This window comes from Acidovorax sp. 106, from assembly GCF_003663825.1.
Taxonomy (GTDB): Bacteria; Pseudomonadota; Gammaproteobacteria; order Burkholderiales; family Burkholderiaceae_C; genus Acidovorax.
The window spans coordinates 57,855-76,171 of sequence record NZ_RCCC01000001.1 but is presented as its reverse complement, the minus strand read 5'-3'; the positions used below and the strand labels follow the sequence as shown (position 1 = coordinate 76,171).

The following is an 18,317-nucleotide window of genomic DNA, read 5'->3' as shown; positions in this document are numbered from 1 at the left end:
GAAACGAGAGCGCCCTGGCATGAATCCAGACACTGAGGGTCGCGTGGTGGCAAGCCCGCCACGCAAGCCCGTATCGATGCTGGCCTGGCTGTTGCAGGTTTGTCTTGTGGTTTCCCTGGCGGCCTTGCTGGCTTGGCTTGTGCACAACGCGCAGGCCAACCTGCGCGAGCGCAACATGGCGGCAGGTTTTGGCTTTCTCTTTAGCGACTCTGCGGGATTCGCGATTGGAGAGGGCTGGATTCCCTTTGGGGAGGATGACAGCTATTTCTGGGCGCTGCTGGCCGGTGCGCTGAACACCGTGCGTGTGGCGGTCCCGGCCTTGGTGCTGGCCTCCTTGTTGGGTTTGGTGCTGGGCATTGCTTCAGTTGCTCAAAACCCGCTGCTGCGAGGCTTGGTGCACACCATCGTGGACGTGCTGCGCAACATACCGCTGCTGGTGCAGGTCCTGCTGGTCTACATCATCGCCACCGAAGCCCTGCCCAACCCGGAGGATGCGCTGTCGCTGGCCGGGTTCTACCTGAGCAAAAGTGGGTTGATTTTGCCCTGGGGCCAGGTGGAGGTGACACCTTTCGGCGTGCACGGCACCCATGTTCTGAGCACCGAGTGGATGAGCCTGGTGCTCTCGCTCATGCTCTACGCAGGCGCTTATTGCTCGGAGATTGTGCGGGCTGGCCTGCAGTCGGTGGCACGTGGCCAGAGCGAAGCTGCGCATGCGTTGAGCCTGTCCCGTTGGCAGACCCTGCGGCTGGTTTTGATTCCTCAAGGTCTGCGTGTAGCGATCCCTCCCTACACCAGCCTCATGCTCAGTACGGTCAAAAACTCGTCGCTGGGGGTGGCCATCGGGTACCCAGACATCGTGTCCGTGGCAACTACCACCATGAACCAGACGGGCCGTGCCATTGAATGCATTGCCGTGATTGGATCGGTGTACCTGCTCATCAACATACTGGTGTCGTTTGTGATGGCACAAATCAATCGCCGCGTTGCGATCAAGGAGCGATGAGATGACCGTCATGACGCAAGCCCCGCAGTTGCCTGCGTGGCATCGGCGCTGGTCGAAGGCGCTGTTTTCCTCTTGGGGCAGCATGCTGGTCACGGCCATGGTGGCTCTGGGACTGGTGCTGGCCTGCTATCACTTGCTGCGCTGGGGGGTTGTAGAGGCGACCACCGCCATAGACCCCGAGCTTTGCCGCAACTCGGCGGGAGCCTGCTGGGGAGCTGTGCGCTACAACCACCGCATGATCTTGCTGGGCCGCTATCCCTTGGGTGAGGGCTGGCGCCCTGTGCTGGCTGTGCTGCTGCTGTTGGCCGCTGTAGCGATGGCGGCAACCCCCCGGTTCTTTGGCGGCAAGGGGGTGGCGATGGTGGCAGCCGCGCTGGTGGCCTTCATCGCTTTGATCGCGGGCGGTTTTGCTGGCCTGGCACCGGTGGCGACCGACCTGTGGGGCGGCTTGCCCCTGACGCTCATGCTGGCCACTCTGGCGGTGATGGCTTCCGTGCCGCTGGGCATGGCATTGGCTTTGGGGAGGCGCTCTTCGCTGCCGTTGCTGCGCTGGGTGTGCACGGGCTATATCGAGCTGGTGCGTGGCGTGCCACTCATCACGCTGCTTTTCTTCGGTGCCTTTGTTCTGCCGCTCGTGCTGCCTGCCTCGTGGCGTGTGGATGCCATGGTGCGCGTGGTGGTCTGTTTGGTGGGGTTCTCGGCCGCGTATTTGGCCGAGGTCTTTCGGGGAGGGCTGCAGGCCATCCCCAAGGGGCAATTCGAGGCGGCGCATGCGCTGGGTCTGTCGCGATGGAAGGCTTTGCGCCTGGTGGTGATTCCGCAGGCCGTTCGCGTGACGATACCGCCCATCACCAGCCATTTCATTGGGGTGCTCAAGGATACGTCCTTGGTCGCCATCGTGAACATCTATGACCTGACAGGCAGCCTCAAGATGGCGCTGACCAACCCGGATTGGCGGCCCTATTTTGCTGAGGCCTACCTGATGGTGTCTGCCATTTATCTCGTCCTTGGGCTGTGCATTGTTCGCTATGGACGCTTTCTTGAAACCCGCTATGCATTGGACAGACGATGAGCGAGCCTATTTTGCAGATTGAGGGCGTACACAAGTGGTACGGTCATTTCCATGCCTTGACGGATTGTTCTCTGGAGGTGGCCAGGGGAGAGCGCATCGTCATCTGCGGCCCATCCGGCTCGGGCAAGTCCACGCTGATCCGATGCGTCAATGAGATCGAATCGATTGACGGCGGGCGCATTCTGTTCAAAGGCGTGCCGATGGATAAAAGCGCTGCAGCAGCCCGAGCCCGCCGACACATTGGCATGGTGTTTCAGCAGTTCAACCTCTTTGCTCACCTGAGCGTGCTGGAGAACCTCATGCTGGCACCTATGCATGTGCTGGGTGTGTCGCGCGCGCAGGCCGAGCAGCAGGCCATGGCGCAACTGGCCCGCGTGCACATCGCCGCGCATGCCCACAAGTACCCTGGCCAGATGTCGGGCGGTCAGCAGCAGCGCGTGGCTATTGCGCGGGCTTTGTGCATGAATCCCGAGCTCATGCTTTTCGACGAGCCCACATCGGCCCTGGACCCTGAAATGGTGAATGAGGTGCTGGAGGTCATGGTGGAGCTGGCAGGGCAGGGCATGACCATGTTGGTTGTGACCCACGAGATGGGCTTTGCCCAGCAGGTGGCCGACCGTGTGGTGTTCATGGATGGGGGGCAGATCCTGGAGGTGCAACCGCCCAAATCCTTCTTCGAGAATCCGCAAAGTGAGCGCAGCCAGGCATTTTTGGGCAAGATTTTGAGGCATGGTGTATGAGTGAATATGTGATTGCGGTGCACGGCGGAGCCGGCACCATTTCTCCGGGGCAGGTGGACGTGACCCCTTACCACGAGGGGCTTAAGGCCGCGTTGCAGGCCGGGGGAGATGTCTTGCGCCGGGGAGGTAGCGCACTGGATGCGGTGCAGGCGGCGGTTCAATCGCTGGAGGACTGCCCGCTGTTCAACGCGGGACGCGGTTCGGTCTATACGTCTGACGAGCGGCACGAGATGGACGCGTCCATCATGGATGGGCAATGCCGCAAAGTCGGGGCCGTGGCTGGGGTGCATGGAGTGCGCAACCCTGTGGCGCTGGCCAGGGCGGTGATGGACCATACCCAGCATGTTTTGCTGGTGGGCGATGGCGCACTGAAGGTGGCCAGGGAACAAGGGCTGGCGACAGAAGATGCCGCCTACTTTCACACAGAAGAGCGCCTGGCCCAGCTTCACCGGGTGCGCGCCCAGGGCAGGGGTGCCATGGCGCTGGATCACACCGGGCAGGCGATCGTGGGTGCAAACCCCGCACCCATCTGCGAAGACAGCAAGTACGGAACCGTGGGCGCCGTGGCCCTGGATCTGGCCGGGCATCTGGCGGCAGCTGTGTCTACCGGAGGCATGACCAACAAGCACCCGGGCAGGGTGGGGGATTCGCCCATCGTGGGCGCGGGCATCTACGCCAACGATGCCAGTTGCGCGGTGGCATGCACCGGCACGGGCGAGCAGTTCATGCGCGCCTGCGTGGGGCACGATGTCCATGCCCGCATGGCCTACCAGGGCGACAGCCTGGAAAGCGCAGCCCATGCCGCAGTGTTCGGGGACCTGCTGGCCATGGGGGGCTCCGGGGGGCTGATTGCGGTGGATCACCGGGGCCACGTGAGCATGCCGTTCAACTCACTGGGCATGTACAGGGGGGTCTTGCGGAGCAACGAGCCTGCCCAGACCTTCATCTTCCAATAAACGGCGTACGGTGTAAGGCCTGCGCCCGCAACTGGACCTGGCATTCGAGGGGGCGCCCAAGCCAGTGGTGGTGTCGGGTATAGGCCGGGTATAGAAATTGCTGGTTGATGGGAATCAAGGCGCGGTGCAGATCAACGCACCACGCCCAGCCAGCGAGACCTTGCCTGATGATGAGTCTGCCCGCCCCTGCTCTGGATTTGACGGCACTGCAGCAGCACACGGTGTTCACCTCTCGTGCCCGTGTGGACTCGCACGACTGGGTCGCTCGCGAGTTTTCAGACCATGGACTGAAATGGTGCGCCGGCACCGTGGACACCGCCTTGTCCAAGGTGCGTGTGCGTCAGTTGCAACTGTTTTTGCTGCAATACGGTGCAGAAGTAGAGATCAGGCCCAGGCCGTTCGACGATTTCGTGCTGGTGCATCTATCGCTCAGTGGCGTGGCGGAAATTGTCTCTGACGGCGCCTCCATCTGCCTGCCAGTGGGCGCAGCAGCCCTGATTGCACCCCGGCGCAATTTGCATATGCGCTGGCAGCAGGGAGCACGCCAACTGATTTTGAAGGTGCCCTGCAGCCTGCTGAGGGCTTGGGCGCCCCAGGCATTGCAGGGCGATACCCTCTTTGTGAAACCGCTGCTGCCGCTGACTTTAGGCCAGGGACAGCAGTGGCTCTTCCTCATGCAATCGCTGCTGCATGTGAGCCAGCAGGCGGTGGAGAGCACTGCGCACGCGCGCTGGGTGGATCACATGGAGAGCAACGTGGCGCTGTTCCTGGCCTCCTGCGCGCAGAGCGTGCCGGTGCCTTCTGCTCCCACGCTGCCTTTGCTCGACGGGGGCGCCGACAGTCTCTTGCAGGCCGTCCATGGCGACGTTCGCCGCCTCGACAGGCTCGATGCCTACCTGCGCAGCCGCCTGTGCGCGCCCGTCGCGCTCGAGGACCTGGCCCGCGCGGCCGGGGTGAGTGTGCGGGGCTTGAACCAGCTGTGCCAGCGCCACCACGGCACATCGCCCATGGCGCTGCTGCGCAACCGGCGCCTGGATGCCGTGCGTGCCCGGCTGTTGCAGCAGCCCAGCCCGTGTGTGACCGATGCGGCGCTGGAGCTTGGCTTTGGCCACCTGGGGCGCTTTTCCAGCTACTACCGCGAGCGCTTTGGCGAGCTGCCGAGCCAGACGGCGGGCGGGTAGCAGCCTTTTTCTCAATTTGCTCTATGGGCCCTCGCGCTTGGCTCCGCGCAGGGATGGGGCTGCCGCATGCGCGAGTGATGGATGCTGCTGCACAGATTTGCAAGAAGCGGACAGACCCAGCGCCTTGCGTGCCGATAGTGGATAGCGCCCAGGCGCCGCGATTTCTAGCATGAAGGCATCCCCATCGAAGAGGTTTGCCCATGTCCGACATCCCCGTGGTCCCTGTGATTCCCATTGCGCCACCCGCATCGCTCAAGGCACAGCGGCAGGTGCATTTCCCGCAGCCCGACGGCTCCAGCGTGCCCTACAGCGTCTTCAGTTCGCAAGAAGTATTCGACCGCGAGCAAGAACGCATCTTTCGCGGCCCGGTGTGGAGCTTTCTGGGCCTGGAGGCCGAGATCCCCAACGTGGGTGATTTCAAGTCCACCTTCATCGGCGACACGCCGGTGGTGGTCACCCGCACTCCCGAGGGCCTGGCCTGCTGGGTCAACCGCTGCGCGCACCGGGGCGCCATGGTGTGCCGAGAAAAGCGTGGCAACGCCGCCAGCCACACCTGCGTGTACCACCAGTGGAGCTTTGCGGCCAATGGCGACTTGCAGGGTGTGCCGTTCCGCCGGGGCCAAAAAGGCATGGTGGGCATGCCCAAAGACTTCAAGCCCGAAGAACACAACCTGCACAAGCTGCGCGTGGACAGCTACAAGGGCCTGCTGTTTGCCACCTTCAGCGACCAAACCCCGCCGCTGCCAGAGTACCTGGGCCCCGAGATGCGCCCCTGGATCGACCGCATCTTCCACAAGTCCATCGTCTACCTGGGCTGCACGCGGCAGTACTCCAAGTCGAACTGGAAGCTGTACTTCGAGAACGTGAAGGACCCCTACCACGCGAGCCTGCTGCACCTGTTCCACACCACGTTCAACATCTTTCGCGTGGGCATGAAGGCGCGCTCCATCCCCGACGCCACGCACGGCCTGCACAGCATCATCACCGTGACCAAGCCCGAGGTGGACACCGACACGGCAGCGGCCTACAGCGCGCAGAACATCCGCTCAATGGACGAAGGCTTTGCGCTGGAAGACCCGGCGCTGCTGGGGCAGATCAAAGAGTTTGATGAGATGACCACCAACCACATCCAGCCCATCTTTCCGCAGCTGGTGGTGCAGCAGATCCACAACACGCTGGTGGCCCGTCAGCTGCTGGCCAAAGGCCCCAGCAACTTTGAGCTGGTGTTCCATTTCTTCGGCTACGAAGACGACACGCCCGAGCTGCGCGAACTGCGCCTGTTGCAGGCCAACCTGGTAGGGCCTGCAGGCTACATCTCGATGGAAGACACCGAGGCCACCGAGCTGGTGCAGCGCGGCACTGCGCGCGATGGCGACAAGCACTCCTACATCGCCATGGCGCGCGATGCCCCCGAGCAGCAAGACACCGTGATCACTGAAAACCTGATCCGCCGCTTTTGGGTGGGCTACCAAAAGCTCATGGGCTACTGAGGAAACACCGAATGAACAAGCAACAACGACTGCCGCTGTGGACCGAGCTGCTGGAGCTGCAGCACCGCTACGTGCACGCGCTGGACAACAACCGGCTCGAAGACTGGCCCGGCTTCTTCGTGGAAGACTGCCGCTACGAAATCATCCCCAAGGAGAACTTCGACGCAGGTCTGCCCGCGCCCATTGTGTATTGCCGCAACGCCGGCATGCTGCGCGACCGGGTGCTGTCGCTGCGCAACGCCAACATCTTTGAAGACCATGTGTACCGCCACGCCACCTCGGGCCTGGTCATCACGGCGGTGGAGGAGGGCGTGGTGCACACGCAGTCCAGCTACATCGTCGTCATCACCGGCCAGGCGGGCGATTCGAGCGTGTACCAGGCGGGCACATACCTGGATGAGGTGGTGCAGCACGAAGGCGAGTGGCGCTACCGCAGCAAGCGCGTGGTCTACGACACCCTGCGCGTTCCCACCCTGTTGGCCACTCCCATCTGAGGTTTTCATGCATACAGAACAAGACACCCCCACAACTTTGCATGCCCTGGACACCGTGGCCCAGGCCACTGCCACCGCCCAAAGTTGGCACGACGTGGGCGAGCCCGATGATTTTCCGGACGGTGCCGTCTGGCCCGTGGTGGCGGGCGGCCTGCCGGTGGCCGTGTTCCGCCAGGGCGAAGGGCTGTATGCCCTGCACGACCTGTGCACCCACGGCGCGGCCAAACTGTCCGATGGCTGGGTGGAAGACGGTTGTGTGGAATGCCCCTTGCATCAGGGCACCTTTGACATCCGCACGGGTGCCCCTTGCAAGGCCCCTGTCACCGAAGCGGTGCGTACTTTCCCGGTGCGCGTGGTGGCGGGCAGGGTCGAAGTAGGGCTGTAGCATTCGCGGTTGCCAACTGCGTATCGCTTTTTTTCACCTTCAACTCCACAGGACAGACGATGGCCCCCACATTTCGCCCTTTCTCCGGACCTGCCCTGCGCCGCGCCGCGCAATGGACCCTGCTGGCGGCGCTGGCCACCAGCGCTTGCTTGTCGGCCCAGGCCCAGGGCACGGCCGCCGCGCCCATCAAGGTCGGGATTGCGCTGGATGTGTCCGGCCCCTTTGCGGGCCCTGGTGCCGAGGCGCGCGATGGCTTTGCGCTGGCCATCAAGCAGCTGGGCAGCAAGCTGGGCGGGCAGCCCGCACAGTTCATCCAGACCGACATGGCGGGCAGCCCTGACCAGGCCAAGCAACTGGTGGATCGTTATGTGCAACGCGAAAAAATAGACCTCTTCACCGGCCCCATTGCCAGCAACGTGGCCCTGGCCGTGGCCCCCACCTTGTTTGCGGCCAAGGTGCCGTACCTGTCAAGCAATGCAGGCCCGAGCCAACTGGCGGGTGCGCAGTGCAACGCCTACTTCTTTGGCACGGCTTACCAGAACGACCAGTTCCACGAGGCCGCAGGCCAGTTTGCCGCCGACCAGAAATTTGGCCGCATGGTGCTGATCGCCCCCAACTACCCGGCGGGCAAAGACTCTCTGACCGGCTTCAAGCGCAAGTTCAAGGGCCAGGTGGCCGATGAGATCTACACCAAGGTGGGGCAGATCGACTACGCCACCGAACTGGCCCAGCTGCGCGCCGCCAAGCCCGATGCGGTGTACTTCTTCCTGCCCGGCGCCATGGGCATCAACTTCATCAAGCAGTTTGTCGGCGCGGGCCTGTCCAAGGACATCACTCTGGTCACCAGCGGCTTCTCGGCCGACGAAGACGTGATCACCGCCGTGGGCGAGCCCATGCTGGGCCTGTTCAACACCACCCACTGGGCGCATGACCTGGACAACGCCGCCAACAAGGCCTTCGTGGCCGCCTTCCGCAAGGAATACGCGGGCCGCACACCGTCGCTGTACGCCGCGCAGGCGTTTGACGCCATCATGGCCATGGACGCCGCCGTCAAAGCTGTGGGCGGCAAGGTCAGCGACAAAGACGGGCTGATCAAAGCCCTGGTCAAGGCGCAGTACCCCTCGGTGCGTGGCAACTTCCGCTACGCCAACAACCACTACCCCGTGCAGAACTTCTACTTGCGCACCGTGGGCAAGAACGCCGAAGGCCGCATCACCAACAAGACCATCCGCACCGTGCTGGAGAACTACGGCGATGCGTATTCGGCGCAGTGCGGCCTGAAGTGACAGCTGCCTGAGCCGCCGCGCGCCTGCCCCCCCGCTAGGGGCAGCGCAGTCCTGGGGCTGCCGCCGATGGGCAGCGCCTGCTTGGGCCGTGCGCGGCGCCTGGACAAGCTCGGCGCGTACGGCTGCGATGCATTCAGTCCGAATCCATACGCTGTGACCCATCTGAACCAGCAATCCACCTTGCACATGCACGCCACACGATGAATCCGATACTTATTTTCGAGCAGTTGCTCAACGGCGCGGGCTACGGGCTCATGCTGTTTTTGATCGCGGCGGGGCTCACGCTGGTCTTCGGGATCATGGATGTGATGAACCTGTCGCATGGCTCGCTGTTCATGGTGGGCGCTTACGTGGCGGCCACGGTGCATGTGCACAGCGGCTCGTTTGCCGGGGCGGTGGCCGTGGCCGTGGCGGCCACCATGCTGGTGGCCGTGCTGCTGGAGGTGACGCTGATGCGCCGCCTGTACGGGCGCGACCACCTGGCCCAGGTGCTGGCCACGTTTGGCGTGATTTTGGTGGCCGACGATGCGGTGAAGATGGTGTGGGGCCCGTCGCCCGTGATGGCGCCCACGCCCGCTGCGCTCTCTGGCCCGGTGGATCTGTTCGCCGGGCTGCCATACCCCTCATACCGCCTGGTGGTGCTGGGTGCGGGTGTGCTGGTGGCGGGGCTGCTGTACCTGCTGGTCAACCACAGCCGCGTGGGCATGCTGGTGCGCGCGGGTGCGTCAGACCGCTGGATGGCCGAGCTGATGGGCGTTCGGGTCAAGCGCGTGTTCAGCGGCATTTTTGTGCTGGGTGCTGCGCTGGCGGCGCTGGCAGGCGCGTTGATGGGGCCTATCATGGCGGTGCAGGTGGGCATGGGTGAATCCATCCTCATCCCTGCGCTGGTGGTCATTGTCATTGGGGGCATTGGCTCGGTGCGCGGCGCCTTTGTGGCCGCGCTGCTGGTGGGCCTGGTGGACACCATGGGCCGTGCGTTTGTGCCGCAGCTGTTGCGTGCCACCTTGCCCCCCGCGCTGGCGGCAGACCTGGGCCCGCTGTTTGCCGAGGTGGCCATGTATGCCCTGATGGCCGCCGTGCTGGCCTTTCGCCCTGCGGGGCTTTTCTCTGCAAGGGCCTGAACCATGTCGGACGTACCGATGAACTCTGCTGCCGTAGCGGCCCCGGGCGCAGCCGCACCGCGATGGCTGGGGGTGGCATTGCCGCTGGCCTTGCTGTTGCTGCTGGCTGTCTTTCCGCCCATTGCATCAGCCCTGGGTCTGGACTTTTACATCGGCTTTGTGCGCCGCGTGCTGGTGGTGGCGCTGGCCGCCGCGAGCCTGAACTTCATCATGGGTTTTGGCGGCATGGTGGCGCTGGGCCATGCGGGGTTCATGGGCGTGGGGGCGTATGCCGTGGTGGTGCTCAGTGATGCAGGCTGGGGCTCGGCCTGGATCATGTGGGCTGCAGCCATGGGTTTTGCCGCGCTGGCGGCCCTGTTGATTGGTGCGGTATCGCTGCGCACCAAGGGCGTCTACTTCATCATGATCACGCTGGCTTTTGCGCAAATGCTGTACTACGTGTTTGTGTCGCTGCGCAGCTATGGCGGTGACGACGGCTACACGCTGATGGTGCGGCCCGCTTTGGGCCTGGGGCTGAACAGCGCCGATGAATCCACGCTGTATTGGGTGGTGCTGGCGCTGGTGGCTGCGGTGCTGTGGTGGATGGACCGGGCCACAAAGTCGCGCTTCGGTGTGGCCCTGGCGGGCATTCGCGACAACGAGACCCGCATGCGGGCGCTGGGCTACCCGGTGTACGCATTGCAACTCACGGCCTTTGTGCTGGCCGGGGCCATTGCGGGCCTGGCCGGGGCGCTGCTGGCCACAGGCAACAGCTTTGTCAGCCCGTCGATGATGCACTGGACACAATCGGCCACGCTCATCGTGATGGTGGTCATCGGCGGCCTGGGCCGCCGCTGGGGGGGGGCGCTGGGTGCGGCGGTGTGGTTGGTGCTGGAGGAGGTGCTCAAGCTCAACACCCACTACTGGCACATGCCGCTGGGCCTGCTGCTCATTGCCACGGCGCTGTATGCACCCCAGGGGCTGGCGGCATGGGGTGGTCTGCGCAAATTGCGCCAACTGCGCGAGGGGAGCAAGCCATGAGCCTGTTTCAAGTACAGGGCCTGGTCAAGCGCTTTGGCGGCCTGCTGGCCACCGACCATGTGAGCCTGTCGGTGCAGCACGGCGAAATCCATGCGCTCATTGGCCCCAACGGCGCGGGCAAGACCACGCTGGTGAATCAGATCTCGGGCCTGCTCACGCCGGACGAGGGCCGGGTGGTGCTGGGCGGTGTGGACATCACGGCGCTGCCCATGCACCGGCGCGTGGCGCATGGCCTGTCGCGCTGCTTTCAGGTCACGCGCATCTTTCCCAAGCAGAGCGTGCGCGACAACCTGCTGCTGGCGGTGCAGGCGCACAGCGGCTCCAGCTTTCGGTTTTGGCAGCCACGCGCCCAGGCGCGGGGCCTGTACGCCCAGGCCGAGCAACTGGCCGAGCGCGTGGGGCTGCAGCACAGCTTGGGCGCCACCGCCGGGGCGCTGCCCCACGGTGCGCAGCGCACGCTGGATGTGGCGCTGGCCCTGGCCTCTGCGCCCAAGCTGTTGCTATTGGACGAGCCCATGGCCGGCATGGGGCCGGACGAGTCGCAGCAGATGGTGCAGCTCATCGAGACCCTGCGAAGCGACATGGCGGTGCTGCTGATCGAGCACGACATGGAGGCCGTGTTCCGCCTGGCCGACCGCATCTCGGTGCTGGTCTATGGCCGGGTACTGACGGCAGGCACGCCTGACGAGATTCGCAACCACCCCGAGGTGCAGGCCGTGTACCTGGGCACCGAAACGCTGGAGACCGCCGCATGAGCACCCCCGAGCCCTTGTTGAACTGCCAGGCCGTACAGGCGGGCTACGGTGCCAGCCAGGTGCTGTTTGGTGTGGACCTGCAGATTGCGGCGGGCGAGGTGGTGTCGCTGCTGGGGCGCAACGGCATGGGCAAAAGCACCACCATCAAAACCCTGGTGGGTGCGCTGCGCCCCACGGCAGGCCAGGTGCGCTTTGCGGGCCAGGCCACCACCCGCATGCCCACCGACGCCATTGCCCGCCTGGGCCTGGCCATCGTGCCCGAGGGGCGCCATGTGTTCCCCAACCTCAGCGTGCGCGAGCATCTGGTGGCCTTTGCCGACAACCGCAGCGGCCTGCGCGATGCGTGGGACATCGAGCGCATCTACGGCGTGTTTCCGCGCCTCAAAGAGCGGCAGCACCACCTGGGCAGTCAGTTGTCGGGCGGCGAGCAGCAGATGCTGGCGATAGGCCGGGCGCTGTCGACCAACCCGCGCCTTTTGATCCTGGACGAAGCCACCGAAGGCCTGGCTCCGGTGATCCGCGAGGAAATCTGGCGCTGCCTGGGCACGCTCAAGGCGGCGGGGCAGACCATTTTGGTGGTGGACAAATACGTGCACCGCCTCATGGGCCTGGCCGACCGCCATGTGATTTTGGAGCGCGGGCGCGTGGTGTGGCAGGGCGACTCTGACGCCCTGAATGCCGACCGCAGCCTGTGGGCCCGTTACCTCACGGTGTAGGGGTGTAGCGCTGCGCGGGGCGGCCCCGGTGCGGTAGGGCGCGGTGCAGTAGTGTGTGCGGATGCTATTAATTTTATAGCTGCCAGCGCTTTATTTATATGCCATAGAGGTCAATTTGCCTGATTAGCTACTTACCTCAGATACCCGCAGCACTTTCAAAGGCAGTGGCCCAGCAGTCACCAAGGCTTTCAACAGCCTGGGCAGCATGGCAGGCAGATCAAAGCGGCGGTTGAATCGCCAGCAGAACTCGGCCAAGTAGCGCTGTGCATACCTGGTATGGTCAAACGAGTGATAGGTGCCCGCCATGCTGGTCTTGAGGTTGCCCAGCAAGGTGTTCACCCAACGCAGCTGAGGTGTCTGTGCCCCCTTGCGCCCACCGCCAGTCACGTAGCGCTCATGCGTAGCCTGCGCCTGCTGCACTTGCGCAAAGGCCCGAGTGCCGTCGCTGACCACGTGGCAGCGCGCCGCTAGGTGAGCCTGTGCCCATTGCCGCATGTGCTCGTTGGTGAAGTCCGCCACAGGTGTCAGGCACATGTACAGGGGCCGGCCATCGGTGCTGGTCTGCACCGCAGCGACGAAGGCCGTCTTGTTGGCTGCGCGGCGCCCGCCGTTGATGTGTCCTGCCCGCTCGCCCCCAAGGTAGGCATCGTCAATCTCCACCCGCCCTTGCAGCAGGTAGCGCGCATCGCGCTGGGCCATGGCCTGCATCAGTTTGTGCTTCATCAGCCATGCCGTTTTGTAGGACACGCCCAACTGGCGCTTGAGCGCCAGGGCGCTGATGGCATTCTTGTTCTGCGTCAGCAGGTACATGGCCAGGAACCACAGCCTCAGGGGCACATGGGAGTGTTCCATTACAGTGCCCACGATGGAGGAGCTTTGGTAGCCACAAAGGAAGCACTCCCACAGCAGTCGACCCGTGCCATTGCGGGTGTGAAAAAAGCGCTTGCAGCCGCAGTGCGCGCACCGCCAGCCCAAGGGCCATCGTGCGCCCACCAGGGCCTGCTCGCACTGCTGCTCGCTGCAGTAAAGGCTCTGAAACTGAGGCAGTGACAGGCCCCGTTGGAACTGGATCGCGTTGATGGACATCGCTTGCTCCTTGGCGCCGAGAACTCGGCATGTCCGTTGGAGTCCTGCGCCTAGGCTTTGTTCTGCTCACTCTGAGATATGTCGCTAATCAGGCAATTTGACTTGAATTTTTCAACTCTGCAGCCACAAGCCCCCGCAGCGCACCCTGGCACCCATGCTGGTGCCAGCCGTCGCGGCGGTCACCCCGTAAACTGGCAGGCTTGCCAACGGAGACCCCATGAAAGCCATTCAGCTCGGACACAGCGATCTTCAAGTCACCCCCATCTGCCTGGGCACCATGACCTTTGGTGAACAGGTCAGCGAAGCCGATTCGCACGCCATCCTCAGCCACTCGCTGGCACGCGGCGTCAACTTCATCGACACGGCCGAGATGTACTCGGTGCCTGCCAAGGCCGAGACCTTTGGCGCCACCGAAACCATCATCGGCAACTGGTTTGCCAAAAACCCCGGAGCCCGCCAAAAGCTGGTGCTGGCCACCAAGGTGGCGGGCCCCTCGCGCGGCATGCCCTGGGTGCGCGAGGGCAAGGGCATGACCCCGGCCGACATCGTTGCATCGTGCGAAGGCAGCCTGCGCCGCCTGCAGACTGATGTGATTGACCTCTACCAGATCCACTGGCCCGAGCGCCACGTGCCCGCCTTTGGCACGGTGTACTACGACCCTTCCCAAGAAACCTCGGCCACGCCCATCCACGAGCAGCTGCAGGCGCTGGCGGGTTTGGTTAAGGCGGGCAAGGTGCGTTACATCGGCCTGTCGAACGAGACCCCCTATGGCGTGCATGAATTTGTGCGTTTGGCCGAGCAGCACGGCCTGCCGCGTGTGGCCACGGTGCAGAACCCCTACTGCCTCATCAACCGCACCTGGGAAAACGCGATGGACGAGACCTGCCATCGCCTGAACGTTTCGCTGCTGGCCTATTCGCCCCTGGGCTTTGGCCTGTTGACGGGCAAGTACGACGAGCACGCTCCCACCGACGCCGGTGCCCCCCAGGGCGCACGCATTGCCCGCTACGAGTCGGTGCGCAAGCAGCGATGGGGTCGCCCCGAGGCCCTGGCCGCCGCCCGCCGCTACAACCAGCTCGCACGCGACAACGGCCTCACGCCCACGCAGATGGCGCTGGCGTTTTGCTACACCAAATGGCAAGTGGCCAGCACCATCATCGGCGTGACGTCGGTGGCGCAGCTGGACGAAGACCTGAACGCCTGGGGCACCACGCTGTCGCCCGAGGTGCTGCAGGCGATTGATGCCATTCGCTGGGAAGTGCGCGACCCGGCATTGTGATGACTCCCCCTGAGTCGCCTGCGGCGCCTTCCCCCTGAGGGGGACGACACCCTCGCTGCGGGGCGGCCCTTGCTTGGTGTCCCTGGCCCGGGGCGCGCCAGTTTTGGAGGGCAATGGGCGATTTTCAGGCAGGGTCAGCCAGCGCGCCTTGCTTCCACGGTGCGCTGCCTGGCTCGCCCAGATCCCAGAACAGCCCGGCCATCACGGCCAGGCCTTCGCGGGCGACGGAGCCGAGCAAATGCTCGTTGGGCGCATGCTGCGCGCAGGCGGGGTACGAGTGGGGAATCCACAGCGTGGGCAGGCCCAACTGGTCGGCAAAGATGTCGTTGGGCAGCGAGCCCGCCAGGTTGGGCAGCAGCGTGGCGCTTTGGCCTGCGCTGCGCTCCATGCTGGCCAGCGTCCAGTCCACCCAGGGGTTGTCCAGGTCCAGCCGCGTGGCGCCGCACACCATGCCCATGGTGATGTCCACCTGCTCAAAGCCGTGGGCGTCGAGGTGCTGACGCAGTGCGGTCTGCGCGTTCTTCCAGTCGGTGCCCACCACAAAGCGCAGCTGGCAGTGCGCCACCGCCTGCGAGGGGATGGCGTTGATGGGCCGCTGTGCATTGCCCGAGCCCAGGGCCAGCACTTCCAGCGTGTTCCAGCCCACCAGTTGCTCGGCAGGTGTCAGGCCCGGCTCGCCCCAGCCGGGGGTGAGGGCGGGGTCGTCCGCACCCGTGCCAATGGCCACGTCTCTGAGTGCGGCGCGCAGCTTGTCGGGTACGCCAGCAGGCAGAAGGCTGGGCACCAGAATGCGCCCGTGTGCATCGACCATGCTGGCCAAGGCGTGGCTGAGCACGGTGGCAGGGTTGGCCAACACGCCGCCCCAGTTGCCCGAGTGGTAGGCCTTGTCGCGGCTGCGCACCGTCAGCGAAAAATTGAGGGCACCGCGTGAGCCCAGGAATAGGGTGGGGCGCTCCACATTGATGCGCGGGCCATCGCTGGCCACGAACAGATCGGCGTGCAGGGCTTCGCGGTGGTCTGCGCAAAAGCGGGCCAGGCCGGGCGAGCCCGCTTCTTCGCCCATCTCCAGCAGCACGGTGATGTTGTAGCCAAGCTTGCCGCCACGGGCTTGCAGGGTGTGCGCAAGGGCCGTCAGCACCACGGTGTGCTGGCCCTTGTTGTCGGCGGTGCCCCGGCCGTACCAGCGGTCGCCCTCTTGCGTCAGCACCCAGGGCGAGAGGCCCTCGCGCCAGCCGCTTTCCTGGCCGTTGACCACATCGCCGTGGCCGTAGGTGAGCACGGTGGGCAGTGCGGGGTCTTCCACCCGGCGTGCCAGCAGCAGGGGGCCGCCGTGGGGCTCGGGGTTGTCGATCACCTGGCAGTCAAAGCCCAGTGTTTGCAGGCCGGGCACCATTTCTTCAGTCAGGTAGGTGCGCAGCTCGGGCGGCACGGTGCCGGTGTCGCTTTCGGTGCGCCAGGCCACGCGGCGGGCCAGGTCGGTGGCGAAGGCGCCGCCGTCAAAGTGCTGCTGCACGCTCTGGATGAGTTGTTCTCTGCTCATGGGTGTTCACTCCACGGTGATCTGTGCACGGTGCGCCAGGGCGCGATAGCGTCCGATTTCGTCTTCCATGGTTTTGTGCATGGGCTTGGGGCCGATGAACACAGGTTCCATGCCCTGGGTGAGGATTTGCTCTTGCATTTGAGGGTCGCGCATGACGGCGTCGACTTCTTTGAGCAGCTTGTCGATGATGGGCGCGGGGGTGCGCGCAGGTGCGGCCAGGGCATACCAGCCATCAAAGGTGGCATCGGGCAGCTTCAGCTCTTGCACTGTGGGCACTTTAGGCAGCGCCTTTGAGCGCTCAGTGCTGACGACTGCCAGGGCGCGCAGCTTGCCCGATCGCACATGAGGCCCCGCGCTGGCCACGGTGTCGATGGCGAGCTGGATTTCTCCGCCAATCAAGCCCATCATGGCCTGGGCGCTGCCGCGGTAGGGCACGTCTTGCAGGCGCACGCCAGCGGCTTGCTCGAGCAAAGCGCCCACCAGGTGCGGCGCAGAGCCCGAGCCAAACGTGGCGTAGTTGATGGTTTTCGGCGCCGCCTTGGCTGCCGCCAGCAGCGATGCAAGGTCTTTGTGGGGCGAGCTGGCATTGACCACCAGCACCAGCGGCGCCTTGGCCACGATGGCGATCGGGGCCAGGTCTTTGAGCGGGTCGTACGGCAGCTTGGGCCGCAGGGCGGCGTTGACGGTGTAGCTGGAGGAGCCAGACACCAGTAGCGTGTAGCCGTCGGGTTCTGCCTTGACGACGCTTTCAGTGCCAATGATGGTGGAGGCACCGGGTTTGTTGTCGACCACCACGGGGCTGCCCAGGCGGGTGGCGAGCTTTTGCGCCAGGGCCCGTGCCACGGCGTCGGTGCCGCCACCGGGCGGAAACGGCACGACAAGGCGAATGGGGCGCTGCGGCCAGGCGGTGGGGGCACTGGCTGCGCTGGAGGGCTGCTGCGCGCTGCTGGCCATCGTGGCCAGAGCGCCACAGGTGGCGAGCAAAAGGGTGAGTGAGGCGCGGCGTTTCATGGAATGGCTCCTGGGGTGGTGGCTTGGGCTGTGCGGCGGGCTTGGGGCTTTTGCTGCTTGGTGCTTCATGCCATAGGGTCGATTGGAGCCTTGAAACACGCAAGATGGGCGCCTACTATTCGTTCTGATTCATAGAGAATAGGCAAAAAAGTGTTGCCTTTATTGCAACGCAATATGGCGCCGATTTTGGGCAAAGGATGGTCATGCAGTTCTCACTCTTCAGTTTGCCCTTGCGGTATTTCTTTGAGGTGGCGCGCACAGGCTCGGTCAACCAGGCGGCGCAGCGCTTGCATGTGGCAGCGTCGGCGGTGAGCCGCCAGTTGGCCAAGCTTGAAGACTCAGTAGGTGTGCCGCTGTTCGAGCGCCAGCCCCGTGGCATGGCCCTTACGGCCGCAGGTGCGCGGCTGCTGGCGCATGTCAATGCGCAAGAGGCGCAATCCCACGGGTTGGTGCAGCAGTTGCAGGATTTGGCCACTCAGCAGGCACAGCAGGTGCGCGTGGCGTGTACCGAGGGCTTCGCGGTGGGGTTCTTGCCCCGCGTGATGTCGGCTTTCCGGGAGCAGCACCCCTCGGTGCAGATGCAGCTGCAGGTGGTGGTGCCGCAGGACGCCTCGGCCTTGCTGCTGCGGGGGGAGGTGGACCTGGCCCTCAAGTACAGCCTAGCGCCCGACAAAGGGCTCCAGGTGCTGCACTCGGCCGTGGCCCCGGTGTATGCCGTGGTGGTACCGGGACACCCGCTGGCCCGCCAGCGCAGTGTGCGCGTGGCCGATGTGGTGTCTTACCCGCTGCTCATGGGCGGCGCCAGCATCACCGGGCGGCAGTTGTTTGATTTGAGCTGTACCGTGCAGGGCTTGCGCTATGTGCCGGCTGTCGAGAGCAATTTCTCTTCGGCCCTGCTGCCGCTGCTGGAGGGGCTGGACGTGGTGCTGGCGGGCTACCTGACAGCCGCCCATTGGGTAGAAGACGGGCGCTTGGTGGCTGTGCCGTTTGAGGAGGCCCAGTTGCAGCAGCGCCGCCTGCAGGTGCTGGCACCCGAGGGACGTGAGCCGTCGGCCTTGGTACGGGCGTTCACCGAGGCTATGGTGGCCGCCATTGGTGAATATGGAACGCGCAAGGTAGGGCGTCGCAAGAAGGCCGCAGTGGCCAAGGCCACAGCGAAGGCGGGGTGAGCCGGGACGCCCC

At 64.6% G+C, this 18,317-nt stretch carries 18 protein-coding genes; 15 read left to right on the top strand and 3 right to left on the bottom strand.

What is annotated here, in order from left to right; genetic code table 11:
- The first annotated feature begins 19 nt into the window (after nucleotides 1-19).
- From C8C98_RS00395 to C8C98_RS00335, 13 genes are all read left to right on the top strand, one after another.
- Nucleotides 20-1,003 carry an ABC transporter permease subunit gene (locus C8C98_RS00395; RefSeq protein WP_121452686.1) on the top strand — a complete coding sequence of 328 codons (984 nt, stop codon included), beginning with the start codon at nucleotides 20-22 and terminating at the stop codon, nucleotides 1,001-1,003.
- A gap of 1 nt (nucleotide 1,004) precedes the next feature.
- The gene (locus C8C98_RS00390) at nucleotides 1,005-2,075 is read left to right on the top strand and encodes an amino acid ABC transporter permease (protein WP_121452685.1); all 1,071 of its coding nucleotides are present in this window, start codon (nucleotides 1,005-1,007) and stop codon (nucleotides 2,073-2,075) included.
- Entirely contained in the window at nucleotides 2,072-2,815 is a 744-nt protein-coding gene (locus tag C8C98_RS00385) for an amino acid ABC transporter ATP-binding protein (protein ID WP_305001305.1), read from the top strand. Before C8C98_RS00390 ends, C8C98_RS00385 begins: the two co-directional genes overlap by 4 nt.
- A complete protein-coding gene (locus C8C98_RS00380; RefSeq protein WP_121452684.1) occupies nucleotides 2,812-3,771 on the top strand; it encodes an isoaspartyl peptidase/L-asparaginase family protein in 960 nt (319 codons plus the stop codon). Before C8C98_RS00385 ends, C8C98_RS00380 begins: the two co-directional genes overlap by 4 nt.
- Before the next feature lie 170 nt (nucleotides 3,772-3,941).
- Entirely contained in the window at nucleotides 3,942-4,952 is a 1,011-nt protein-coding gene (locus C8C98_RS00375; RefSeq protein ID WP_121455929.1) for an AraC family transcriptional regulator, read from the top strand.
- 200 nt (nucleotides 4,953-5,152) lie between these two features.
- Nucleotides 5,153-6,442, top strand: coding sequence for an anthranilate 1,2-dioxygenase large subunit AndAc (gene andAc / locus C8C98_RS00370; protein ID WP_233574403.1), 1,290 nt, complete (start codon nucleotides 5,153-5,155; stop codon nucleotides 6,440-6,442).
- Nucleotides 6,443-6,453: 11 nt separating this feature from the next.
- Nucleotides 6,454-6,936, top strand: coding sequence for an anthranilate 1,2-dioxygenase small subunit AndAd (gene andAd, locus C8C98_RS00365; protein ID WP_121452683.1), 483 nt, complete (start codon nucleotides 6,454-6,456; stop codon nucleotides 6,934-6,936).
- Between the two features lie 7 nt (nucleotides 6,937-6,943).
- Nucleotides 6,944-7,321: an anthranilate 1,2-dioxygenase ferredoxin subunit AndAb gene (gene andAb, locus C8C98_RS00360; RefSeq protein WP_233574402.1), complete on the top strand. Its 378-nt coding sequence runs from the start codon at nucleotides 6,944-6,946 to the stop codon at nucleotides 7,319-7,321.
- 59 nt (nucleotides 7,322-7,380) lie between these two features.
- A complete protein-coding gene (locus C8C98_RS00355; RefSeq protein ID WP_121452682.1) occupies nucleotides 7,381-8,607 on the top strand; it encodes an ABC transporter substrate-binding protein in 1,227 nt (408 codons plus the stop codon).
- A gap of 200 nt (nucleotides 8,608-8,807) precedes the next feature.
- The gene (locus C8C98_RS00350) at nucleotides 8,808-9,728 is read left to right on the top strand and encodes a branched-chain amino acid ABC transporter permease (RefSeq protein ID WP_121452681.1); all 921 of its coding nucleotides are present in this window, start codon (nucleotides 8,808-8,810) and stop codon (nucleotides 9,726-9,728) included.
- 3 nt (nucleotides 9,729-9,731) lie between these two features.
- Nucleotides 9,732-10,748: a branched-chain amino acid ABC transporter permease gene (locus C8C98_RS00345; protein ID WP_233574401.1), complete on the top strand. Its 1,017-nt coding sequence runs from the start codon at nucleotides 9,732-9,734 to the stop codon at nucleotides 10,746-10,748.
- The gene (locus tag C8C98_RS00340; protein ID WP_121452679.1) at nucleotides 10,745-11,503 is read left to right on the top strand and encodes an ABC transporter ATP-binding protein; all 759 of its coding nucleotides are present in this window, start codon (nucleotides 10,745-10,747) and stop codon (nucleotides 11,501-11,503) included. Before C8C98_RS00345 ends, C8C98_RS00340 begins: the two co-directional genes overlap by 4 nt.
- Nucleotides 11,500-12,219: an ABC transporter ATP-binding protein gene (locus tag C8C98_RS00335; protein WP_121452678.1), complete on the top strand. Its 720-nt coding sequence runs from the start codon at nucleotides 11,500-11,502 to the stop codon at nucleotides 12,217-12,219. The genes C8C98_RS00340 and C8C98_RS00335 overlap by 4 nt, the downstream gene beginning before the upstream one ends.
- A 123-nt stretch (nucleotides 12,220-12,342) precedes the next feature.
- Here the strand turns inward: C8C98_RS00335 and C8C98_RS00330 are convergent, their stop codons facing one another.
- Nucleotides 12,343-13,305, bottom strand: a complete 963-nt coding sequence (locus tag C8C98_RS00330; protein ID WP_121452643.1) for an IS1595 family transposase — start codon at nucleotides 13,303-13,305, stop codon at nucleotides 12,343-12,345.
- Nucleotides 13,306-13,522: 217 nt separating this feature from the next.
- Between C8C98_RS00330 and C8C98_RS00325 the strand changes: the two genes are divergently transcribed.
- A complete protein-coding gene (locus C8C98_RS00325) occupies nucleotides 13,523-14,584 on the top strand; it encodes an aldo/keto reductase (RefSeq protein ID WP_121452677.1) in 1,062 nt (353 codons plus the stop codon).
- A gap of 124 nt (nucleotides 14,585-14,708) precedes the next feature.
- On the opposite strand, the gene C8C98_RS00320 is transcribed toward C8C98_RS00325, so the two are convergent.
- The gene (locus C8C98_RS00320; RefSeq protein WP_121452676.1) at nucleotides 14,709-16,124 is read right to left on the bottom strand and encodes a M20 family metallopeptidase; all 1,416 of its coding nucleotides are present in this window, start codon (nucleotides 16,122-16,124) and stop codon (nucleotides 14,709-14,711) included.
- A gap of 6 nt (nucleotides 16,125-16,130) precedes the next feature.
- Complete coding sequence (locus tag C8C98_RS00315; protein ID WP_121452675.1) at nucleotides 16,131-17,135, bottom strand: tripartite tricarboxylate transporter substrate binding protein; 1,005 nt, start codon at nucleotides 17,133-17,135, stop codon at nucleotides 16,131-16,133.
- A 203-nt stretch (nucleotides 17,136-17,338) separates the two neighbouring features.
- Between C8C98_RS00315 and C8C98_RS00310 the strand changes: the two genes are divergently transcribed.
- A complete protein-coding gene (locus C8C98_RS00310; protein ID WP_121455926.1) occupies nucleotides 17,339-18,304 on the top strand; it encodes a LysR family transcriptional regulator in 966 nt (321 codons plus the stop codon).
- Nucleotides 18,305-18,317: the final 13 nt, after the last annotated feature.